This is a genomic window from Streptomyces macrosporus, from assembly GCF_039533145.1.
GTDB lineage: Bacteria > Actinomycetota > Actinomycetes > Streptomycetales > Streptomycetaceae > Streptomyces > Streptomyces macrosporus.
In genome coordinates this window covers 378,197-386,753 of sequence record NZ_BAAASZ010000026.1, presented here as the reverse complement: position 1 = coordinate 386,753, position 8,557 = coordinate 378,197, and the positions used below count along the sequence as shown (strand labels likewise).

9 protein-coding genes are annotated in these 8,557 nt (G+C 75.0%); 3 read left to right on the top strand and 6 right to left on the bottom strand.

The annotated features are described in order from the left end of the window. Positions 1–21: 21 nt before the first annotated feature. From ABD335_RS18760 to ABD335_RS18745, 4 genes are all read right to left on the bottom strand, one after another. Positions 22–912, bottom strand: coding sequence for a branched-chain amino acid ABC transporter permease (locus ABD335_RS18760; RefSeq protein ID WP_344324548.1), 891 nt, complete (start codon positions 910–912; stop codon positions 22–24). Then, entirely contained in the window at positions 909–1,709 is an 801-nt protein-coding gene (locus ABD335_RS18755) for an ABC transporter ATP-binding protein (RefSeq protein ID WP_344324543.1), read from the bottom strand. The genes ABD335_RS18760 and ABD335_RS18755 overlap by 4 nt, the downstream gene beginning before the upstream one ends. Beyond that, positions 1,697–2,551 carry an ABC transporter ATP-binding protein gene (locus ABD335_RS18750; protein ID WP_344324540.1) on the bottom strand — a complete coding sequence of 285 codons (855 nt, stop codon included), beginning with the start codon at positions 2,549–2,551 and terminating at the stop codon, positions 1,697–1,699. Before ABD335_RS18750 ends, ABD335_RS18755 begins: the two co-directional genes overlap by 13 nt. A 309-nt stretch (positions 2,552–2,860) precedes the next feature. Continuing rightward, positions 2,861–4,009 carry a glycerate kinase gene (locus tag ABD335_RS18745; RefSeq protein WP_344324537.1) on the bottom strand — a complete coding sequence of 383 codons (1,149 nt, stop codon included), beginning with the start codon at positions 4,007–4,009 and terminating at the stop codon, positions 2,861–2,863. 152 nt (positions 4,010–4,161) lie between these two features. On the opposite strand from ABD335_RS18745, the gene ABD335_RS18740 reads away from it, so the two are divergent. Continuing rightward, positions 4,162–5,868, top strand: a complete 1,707-nt coding sequence (locus ABD335_RS18740; RefSeq protein WP_344324534.1) for a BCCT family transporter — start codon at positions 4,162–4,164, stop codon at positions 5,866–5,868. Positions 5,869–5,944: 76 nt separating this feature from the next. Here the strand turns inward: ABD335_RS18740 and ABD335_RS18735 are convergent, their stop codons facing one another. Then, entirely contained in the window at positions 5,945–6,145 is a 201-nt protein-coding gene (locus tag ABD335_RS18735) for a type II toxin-antitoxin system VapB family antitoxin (protein ID WP_344324531.1), read from the bottom strand. Between the two features lie 67 nt (positions 6,146–6,212). Between ABD335_RS18735 and ABD335_RS18730 the strand changes: the two genes are divergently transcribed. Both ABD335_RS18730 and ABD335_RS18725 read left to right on the top strand, forming a co-directional pair. Then, positions 6,213–6,437 carry a hypothetical protein gene (locus ABD335_RS18730; protein WP_344324528.1) on the top strand — a complete coding sequence of 75 codons (225 nt, stop codon included), beginning with the start codon at positions 6,213–6,215 and terminating at the stop codon, positions 6,435–6,437. Between the two features lie 6 nt (positions 6,438–6,443). Then, on the top strand, positions 6,444–7,064 hold the full coding sequence (locus ABD335_RS18725; RefSeq protein ID WP_344324525.1) for a Clp protease N-terminal domain-containing protein: 621 nt from the start codon (positions 6,444–6,446) through the stop codon (positions 7,062–7,064). A gap of 72 nt (positions 7,065–7,136) precedes the next feature. Here the strand turns inward: ABD335_RS18725 and ABD335_RS18720 are convergent, their stop codons facing one another. Then, entirely contained in the window at positions 7,137–8,546 is a 1,410-nt protein-coding gene (locus tag ABD335_RS18720) for a phytoene desaturase family protein (RefSeq protein WP_344324522.1), read from the bottom strand. Positions 8,547–8,557: the final 11 nt, after the last annotated feature.

Below are 8,557 nucleotides of genomic sequence, written 5' to 3'. Positions count from 1 at the left end.
AGGGACTCGGAGGCGGTGGGCTCAGACACGGGACGGCTCCCTCGTTCCGAACAGGCCCGCCGGGCGCACCAGCAGGACCAGGAGCATCACCAGGTACGGCGCCAGGTCGCCGATGCCCCGGCCCAGGAAGGTCAGGTCGCTCTGGTAGCCGGTGGCCAGGGACTGGGTGACGCCGATGACCAGTCCGCCGACCAGGGCGCCGGTGGTGGAGTCCAGGCCGCCCAGGATCGCGGCGGGGAACGCCTTCAGCGCCGCCAGGGAGGTGCCGCGCTCCAGGCCGGGGGTGGGGAAGACGGCCAGGAACAGGGCGGCCACCGTGGCCAGTCCGCCCGCCACGGCCCAGGCCGACAGCGAGACCCGGCCCAGCCGGATGCCCATCAGCGCCGCGGTCTCCGGGTGCTCGGCCACCGCGCGCGTCGCCACGCCCCAGGAGGTGTGGCGGAAGGCGAGCAGGAAGGCGGTGATGATCAGGCCGGCGGTGACGAACGCGGCCACCCGGGTGTGGGGGACGCCGATCCCGCCGAGGGTGAGCACCTCGTCGCCCCACGGGTCGCCCATGGGGAGGACGTGGGAGCCGATCCGTCGGGTCAGCTCGGTGAGCAGGACGATGTCGACGCCGATGGTGACGATGGCGAGCACGCTGTGGTCGCGTCCGCGGTAGCGGCGGATCACCAGGAACTCGATCAGCGCGCCCAGCAGCGCGGCGCCGGCGACGCCCGCCGCCAGGGCCGCGGGGAAGCCGATGTCGTCGGCGAGCACGGCGGTGACGTAGCCGCCGGCCAGCAGCAGGGAGGCGTGGGCGAAGTTCACCACCTCGGTCGCCCGGAAGACGATCACGAAGCCGAGGGCGATCAGGGCGTAGACCGCGCCGATGGACAGCCCGTTCAGCAGCAGTTCCACGAAGGTCGTCACGCCGCCGCCTCCTCTCCCAGGTAGGCGCGGACGACCGCGGGGTCGCGCTGCACTTCCTCGGGTGTGCCGCCGGCGATCCGCCGGCCGAAGTCGAGCACGGTCACCGCGTCCGCGAGCCGCATCACCACCCCCATGTCGTGTTCCACCAGGACGATCGAGATGCCGAGTCCGTCGCGCACGCCCGCGACGACCGAGGCGGTGCGGCGGCGTTCGTCGGCGGTCATGCCGGCCACGGGTTCGTCGAGCAGCAGCACCCGGGGTTCCGCGCACAGCGCGCGGCCGAGTTCCACGAGCTTCTGCAACCCGTAGGGCAGTGCCCCGGCCGGGCGGGCGAGGTGTCTCTCCAGGCCGATGAAGGCGGCGATCTCCCGCACCCGTTCGCGGTGCCGGGCCTCCTCGCGGACGGCCGAGGGGAGCCGGAGCCCGGCGGCCAGGAAGCCGGCCCGGGTCAGCCGGTGGCGTCCCAGCATCAGGTTGTCGGCGACCGTGACGCGGGGGGAGAGCGCGATGTTCTGGAAGGTGCGGGCCACGCCGCGGGCGGCGATCCGGTGCGGGGGCAGGCCGGTCAGCTCCTCGTCGCCGAGGAGGACGCTGCCCGAGGTCGCGCGGTGGACGCCGGAGAGCACGTTGAACGTGGTGGACTTCCCCGCGCCGTTGGGGCCGATGACCGCGTGGACGCTGCCGGGCTCGACGGTGAAAGAGACGCCGTCCAGCGCGGTGAGTCCGGCGAAGCGCACGGTCAGGTCGCGCACCCGCAGCGGGGGGACGTCCGGGGCGGGGGCCGTCACGCCGACCACCTGCGCAGGACCGGGGCGGTGGGGGCGGGTTCGGCGACCGCGCCGACCGGCACGCCGGGCGTGGCGGCGGTCCCGTCGGGTCCGGTGGTGCCGTCGGGGGCGTCGTCGGTGATGCCCAGGTAGCGGCGGCGCACCTCGTCGGAGGCGGCGAGTTCGTCCGCCGGACCGGCCAGGGCCACCGCGCCGACCTCCAGCACGACCGCCGAGGAGGCCAGCCGCAGCGCGATGGCCGCGTTCTGCTCCACCAGCAGCACCGAGGTGCCCCGGGCGTTGATCTCCCGTACGGTCTCGGCGATGCGGTCGGCCATCAGCGGGGCCAGTCCGAGCGAGGGCTCGTCCAGGAGCAGCAGTCTCGGACGGGCCATCAGGGCGCGGCCCATCGCCAGCATCTGCTGTTCGCCGCCGGAGAGCAGTCCGGCCCGCTGGTGCGCCCGGTCGGCCAGCACCGGGAACAGTTCGTGCACCCGCTCGCGCGCCTCCGCCGCCGCGCGGCGGCCCCCGCGGGCCCCCAGCGCGCCGGCGCGGAGGTTGTCGGCCACCGTCATCCGGGCGAACACCTGGCGCCCCTCGGGCACCTGCACCACCCCCGCGGCCACCACCTCGGCGGGGGTGAGGCCGTCCAGGCGCCGCCCGGCGAAGGTGATCGAGCCGGAGCCGATCGTCCCGCCGTGGAAGCGCAGGGTGCGCGAGACGGCCCGCAGCAGGGTCGTCTTGCCGGCGCCGTTGCCGCCGAGGACGGCGACCACCGCGCCCTCGGGTACGTCCACGGAGACCGCGTTCAGCGCCCGCACCGGGCCGTAGCCCACGGACACCTCCCGTACCTCCAGCGAAGCGGCCGTCATCGGCCCTCCTCTTCTTCCGTCCTGCTCACCGGTGGGCTCCACCGGGGATCACGGCGCTCACCCCAGCACCGGCCGCGGCCTCGCGTCACGGCCGGCGGCCGGATCCGGTGCCCGTGACCAGAGGTGCGCGGGCGGAGTTGTGCACCGGCACAGCGGACGCGGCGGCTCCGCCCCGGACGGGAGGGGCGTGGCGTGCGAGAGCCCGGACCACCCCAGGTGGTCCGGGCTCTCGCGCGCGGTTCGGAAGGGCCGGTTCCGGTGTCGGTCCCGGAGCCGGCCCTCCCCGGGGGCCGTCAGGTCGCCGGTGTGTCAGAGCCGTTCGTTCGCCAGCCGCTCGGCGACCCGCTCCAGCAGCGGTCCCGCCTGCGCCATGCAGACGGCCGGGTCCGGTTCGACGTCGGTGAGCGCGTACGCCGCCTCGATCCCGGCGGCCCGCAACTCGTCGTCGCCGATGGCCAGGCGTCCGCACACCGCGACCGTGCGGCGGCCCGCCCGGCGGGCCGCGGCGGCCACTCCGGCGGGGGCCTTGCCGCGCAGGGTCTGGGAGTCCAGCGAGCCCTCGCCGGTGACGACCACATCGGCGCGGTCCAGGGCGGCGTCGAAGCCCAGCACCTCCATCAGCACCTCGATGCCGGGCCGGAAGACGGCGTCCAGGGCGACCAGCGCCCCGTAGCCGACGCCGCCGGCCGCGCCCGCGCCGGGCCGCTCCGCGCACCGGGCGGCGCGCGGGCCGAGCGCCGCCTCCAGCACCCGGACGTAGTGGGCGAGCGCGGCGTCCAGGGCGGCGACGTCGTCGGCGTTCGCGCCCTTCTGCGGGCCGTAGACGGCCGCGGCGCCCGCCGGTCCGGTGAGCGGGTTGTCGACGTCGCTCGCCAGGACGATCCGGGCGTCCTTCAGCCGCGGGTCCAGGCCCGTGAGGTCCGCCGTGGCCAGCTCGCGCAGCGGGCCGCCGCCCGGGCCGACCGGTCTGCCGCGCTCGTCGAGGAAGCGGGCGCCGAGGGCGGCGAGCATGCCCGCGCCGCCGTCGGTCGTCGCCGATCCGCCGACGCCCAGGACGATGGTGCGCGCGCCCGAGTCCAGGGCGGCGAGCAGCAGTTCGCCCGTGCCGTAGGTGGTGGCCGACAGGGGGGCGAGGACGCCCGCGGGGAGTTTCTGGAGCCCCGACGCCTGGGCCATCTCCACCACGGCGGTGTCGTCCCGCAGCGCGTAGGAGGCGGTGACCGCCTTGCCGAGCGGCCCGGTGACCGCCGTCCGACGGAGCGTGAAGCCTCCGGCGACCGCCGCGGCGACGGTGCCGTCGCCGCCGTCGGCGACGGGCAGCGCCTCGACCGCCACGTCGGGGCGGGCCCGGCGGAGTCCGGCCGTGACGTGCTCGGCGACCTCCACGGCGGTGAGGGAGCCCTTGAACTTGTCCGCGGCGATCAGCACGCGGCCTGTCTCGGTGTGTGTTCCGTTCACGACGTCTCTCTTGTTCTCGAACAGGCTGTCGCGCCGACTTGACCCTACCGATCACCGGGCAGACGGGACCACGGCGCACCATGGGGTGTCCCCCGCCCCGTCCGGCGCGCCCGCACGACGAAAGACAACGAACCATCCCATAGTGAGACGATATGAGCACCGATGTGACCAGCCCCTCCTCGGGCCCCGGGCCGGAGACCGCCCGCGAGGACCCGCCGCCGGACGTCAAGGTGATCGCCATCGGCGTGGCGGCGGTGCTGGCCATGGTGGCCTGGGCGGCCCTCGGCACGGACTCCTTCTCCACGGCCTCCGACGCCGCCCTGACCTGGGTACTGGACAACTTCGGCTGGCTGTTCACCCTGGCCGCCAACCTCTTCCTGGTGCTGTGCGCGGTGCTCGCGATCAGCCGCTTCGGCCGGATCAGGCTGGGCAGGGACGCCGACGAGCCGGAGTTCGGCAATCTGGCGTGGATCGCCATGATGTTCAGCGCCGGCATGGGCATCGGCCTGATGTTCTACGGCGTCGGCGAGCCGCTGACGTACTACGTGGACCCGCCCCCCTTCGGTGACATCGAGAGCGGCAGCGGCGCCGCCGAGCGCACCGCGCTGGAGTACTCCTTCTTCCACTGGACGCTGCACCCCTGGGCGATCTACGGCGTGGCCGGCCTCGGCCTGGCGTACGCGACCTTCCGCAAGGGCCGCGGCAACCGCATCAGCTCGGTCTTCGTCCCGCTCATCGGCGAGCGCCGCGCGAACGGCTGGCCGGGCCGCCTCATCGACCTGCTGGCCGTCTTCGCGACCGTCTTCGGCACGGCCACCAGCCTGGGCCTGGGCGCCCTCCAGGTGGCCAAGGGCCTCAACCTCACCGTGGGCTGGGAGGACACCAGGGAGCTGGAGCTGCTGGTCATCGCGGTGCTGTCGGCCGCGTTCGTGCTCTCGGCCTTCTCCGGGCTGCACCGGGGCATCAAGTGGCTCAGCAACCTCAACGTCGGGCTCGCCGCGCTGTTGGCGCTCTTCGTCTTCCTGCTCGGGCCGACGGTGTTCATCCTCGACGCGATCCCGGCCGGCGTCGGCGCCTACCTCCACGACCTGGTCGTGCTCTCCTCCCGGACCGGCGCCTTCGGCAACAAGGAGTGGCTGGGCACCTGGACGATCTTCTACTGGGCCTGGTGGCTGTCGTGGGCCCCCTTCGTGGGCACCTTCATCGCCCGCATCTCCCGTGGTCGCACGATCCGCGAGTTCCTCATCGGGGTGCTGCTCGTGCCCAGCGGGGCGACGGTCGTCTGGTTCTGCGTGATGGGCGGCAGCGCCATGCGGCTGGACGCCACCGGCGAGGCCGACCTGGCCGGGGAGTTGGAGGGCGGCGTGGAGGCGGCGCTGTTCGGGCTGCTCGACGCGCTGCCGCTGGGCACGGTCACCTCGGTGATCGCGATGGTCCTGGTGATGACCTACTTCATCACCAGCGCCGACTCCGCCTCCCTGGTGATGGGCTCGCTGACCTCCGGCGGCTCCCTGCACCCGCGCAACTGGCTGGTCGTCACCTGGGGCGTGCTGATGGCGGCGGTGGCCGCCGTGCTGCTGGTGGCCGGCGGCCTGGAGTCCCTCCAGGCCGGGACGATCCTGGTGGCCCTGCCGTTCGCGCTGGTGATGATCGCGCTGTGCTGGGCGCTGACGAACGAGCTCCGCGCGGACCCCGGCGCCGGACCGCCGCGCCACCACCCGCTGTACGGGATGCGCGAGGCCGTCCGGCGGATGGTCGGCGAGGCCATGGGCGAGCAGCAGACCTCCCGCCGCCACCCGAGGCTGCGCCGGGCCGCGGAGTCGGCCACGCGCGACAGGGAGGACCCGGACCGGCCCTGACCCCCGAGGGGCCGACGGAGCGGACGGGACACGCGGCGGCGGGCCGGGGACTCCTCCCCGGCCCGCCGCCGCGCGCTCACCCCTCCTCGACCTTGGGCTCGGTCTCGATCTCTCTCAGCCGCTCGGCCGTCTCCCCCGTGCGCGCCTCCGTGCGGTGACCGCGGGCGACGTAGTCGCGCACCACCGCCTCCACCGCGTCGCGCGGATTGCCGATCCCGGCCAACACCATGACCTCGACGACCAACTCCGCGTCGAGTGCGATCTCCACCTTCGCCATGCCCGCTCCCCATCCCATCCGTCAACCAGGGTTGACACCCCCCGGCGTGTCATCTTAGGTTGACAGCATGGCCGGAACGGACGCAAGGGAAGCGGTCGACACCGCGGAGGCCGCCATGGATCGCGACCCCCGCGTGGGGCTGCGGGCGGTCGCCGCGCTGCGGCGGCTGGTGGAACGCCTGGAGGCGCTCCAGGTGGACAACGCGCGCCGGCAGGGCTGGTCCTGGGAGGAGATCGGGGCCGCCCTCGGCGTCAGCAGGCAGGCCGTGCACAAGAAGCACGCGAGGAGGTAGGCGGGGATGTTCGAGAGGTTCACCCGGCAGGCCCGCGCCGCGGTGGTGGGGGCACAGCAGGAGGCCCGGGGGCTCGGGCACGACTGGATCGGCACCGAGCACCTGCTCATCGCCCTCCTGAGGCGGCCGGACGAGCCGGGAGCGGCGACGCTGGCCCGTCTGGGCCTCGACGCGGAGTCGGCGCGGACGGCCGTGGAGCGGATGACGGGCCGCGGCGGGGACGGGGTCGGCGAGGAGGACGCGGAGGCGCTGCGGGCGCTGGGCATCGACCTGGAGGAGGTGCGGCGCCGCGCCGAGGGCGCCTTCGGCCCCGGAGCGCTGGACCGCGTCCCGGAACCGCCGGACGAGCGGCGGGGGTTGCGCTCCGTCCTGCCCTTCCGGCGCGGCGGCCGGAACCGGCGGCGCGGCCAGGGCCACATCCCGTTCACGCCGCGCGCCAAGAAGGCGCTGGAGCTGGCCCTGCGCGAGGCGCTCGCCCTGAAGGACCGTCACGTGGGCTGCGAGCACGTCGTCCTGGGCCTGCTGCGCTCCGACGACCGGTTCACCGGCGACCTGTTCGCGCGGTTGGGGGTGGACCCCAAGGCCGTGCGGTCCCGGGTCGTCGCGGACCTGCGCCGCGCGGCGTAGGGCCCCGCCGGGCCCGCTCCCGTCGTCGGGCCGCGGCCCGGCGGCGGGAGCGGAGGGCACGCGGGACGCGCGTCAGCGCGCGCCGCGCAGGTGCCTCCAGACCGCCTTGGCCGCGTTGTGGCCCGACATGCCGTGGACGCCCGGGCCCGGCCAGGTGGCCGACGAGCACAGGTAGACGGCCGGATGGGCGGTGGCGTACGGGACGCGGGCGAGCTTGGGCCGCAGCAGCGTCTGGAGCCCGCTGAAGGCGCCGCAGGCGATGTCCCCGCCGACGTAGTTGGCGTTGCGGACGGCCAACTCCGGCGGACCGGCCGTGGCGCGGGCCAGCACCAGATCGCGGAAGCCGGGCGCGAAGCGCTCGATCTGCCGCTCGATCGCCTCGGTGGCGTCCCCGCTCCAGCCGCGCGGCACGTGGCCGTACGCCCAGAAGACGTGCTTGCCCTCCGGGGCCCGGGAGGGGTCCAGCAGGGTGGGCTGGGCGGTGATCAGGAACGGGGTCTCCGGCCGCTCGCCCCCGATGGCGGCGCGCAGCGCGGCGGCGACCTCGCGGCTGGACGGGCCGATGTGGACGGTCCCGGCCCGGCGGGCCTCCTCGGAGGTCCACGGGACGGGACCGTCCAGAGCGTAGTCGATCTTGAAGACGCCGGCGCCGTACCGGAAGCGGCGGTAGGCGTCGCCCAGCCCGGCGATCCGCGCCAGCGCGGTGGGCGAGGTGTCGAAGACGTAGGCGCGCGCGGGCGGCAGCTCGTCCAGCCGCCTGACCTCGACCCCGGTGTGGACCTCGCCCCCCAGGTCGCGCAGGTACGCGGCGAGCGCGTCGGAGATCGACTGCGAGCCGCCGCGCGGCATCGGCCAGCCGACCTCGTGCGCGGCCAGCGCGAAGACCAGGGCGATGCCGCCGGTGGCCACCGAGGTGGGCGCCCCGATGGCGTGGGCGGCCAGGCCGAACAGCAGCGCGCGGGCCGTGTCCTCGCGGAAGCGGCGCGTCAGCCAGTCCACGGGCTGGAGCCCCAGCAGCCCGAAGCGGGCCAGGGTGACCGGGTCGCGGGGCAGCCCGTCCCACGGCACCTTGAAGAAGTCCGGGACGAGGGTGTGCCAGCGCCCCAGGAACGGCGCCATCAGCCGCCGGTACGTCCCCGCGTCGCGCGGCCCGAACGAGGCGGCCGTCTCGGCCGGCGAGCGGGAGAGCACCCCGGCCGTGCCGTCGGGGAAGGGGTGGGCCAGGGGCAGCTCGGGGTGGAGCCACTCCAGTCCGTACCGGTCGAGCGGCATGGCGGAGAAGGCGGGCGAGCCGATGCCCAGGGGGTGGACGGCCGAGCAGGGGTCGTGCCGGAAGCCGGGGAGGGTCAGCTCCTCGGTGCGCGCTCCTCCCCCGACGGTGTCCATCGCCTCGAACAGCTCCACGGAGAAGCCGCGTCTGGCCAGTTCGACCGCGGCGGTCAGCCCGTTCGGCCCGGCCCCCACCACGACGGCGTCACGCATCGACGGCACCT

Bases quoted from the DNA above. Each gene is read 5' to 3' on its own strand.
- ABD335_RS18725 (WP_344324525.1), top strand. From the start codon at position 6,444: ATGTTCGAGAGGTTCACCCGGCAGGCCCGCGCCGCGGTGGTGGGGGCA.
- ABD335_RS18740 (WP_344324534.1), top strand. From the start codon at position 4,162: ATGAGCACCGATGTGACCAGCCCCTCCTCGGGCCCCGGGCCGGAGACC.
- ABD335_RS18735 (WP_344324531.1), bottom strand. From the start codon at position 6,145: ATGGCGAAGGTGGAGATCGCACTCGACGCGGAGTTGGTCGTCGAGGTC.
- ABD335_RS18720 (WP_344324522.1), bottom strand. From the start codon at position 8,546: ATGCGTGACGCCGTCGTGGTGGGGGCCGGGCCGAACGGGCTGACCGCC.
- ABD335_RS18750 (WP_344324540.1), bottom strand. From the start codon at position 2,551: ATGACGGCCGCTTCGCTGGAGGTACGGGAGGTGTCCGTGGGCTACGGC.
- ABD335_RS18730 (WP_344324528.1), top strand. From the start codon at position 6,213: ATGGCCGGAACGGACGCAAGGGAAGCGGTCGACACCGCGGAGGCCGCC.